Here is a 321-nt window from a genome sequence, read left to right on the forward strand (position 1 = left end):
TCCGTCGTCATTCCGTCGTCATCGCCAGCGCAGCGCGCACCGCTGTCGGTTCCTTCAACGGTGCTTTCGRCACAGTTCCCGCTCACGAGCTCGGGGCGGCGGCCGTCAAGGGCGCGCTGGAGCGGGCAAATGTCTCCCCTGAAGAGGTGGACGAGGTCATCCTTGGCCAGGTCCTGCAGGCTGGCGAAGGCCAGAACCCGGCTCGCCAAGCGGCGATGAAGGCCGGCGTTCCCAAGGAAGCGACAGCCTGGAGCGTCAACCAGCTCTGCGGTTCCGGCCTGCGCGCCGTTGCCCTCGGCATGCAGCAGATCGCGCTCGGCG

The 321-nt window shown here is 68.1% G+C and carries 1 protein-coding gene; it reads left to right on the forward strand.

Annotation, left to right across the window (positions count from 1 at the left end; genetic code table 11):
* Positions 1–20 precede the first annotated feature (20 nt).
* Positions 21–321 (forward strand): thiolase family protein (locus AC1DUP_RS36845; RefSeq protein ID WP_477837406.1); only part of this gene is annotated, 301 nt, incomplete at its 3' end.

It is taken from the genome of Rhizobium sp. 01L419 (genome assembly GCF_056400025.1).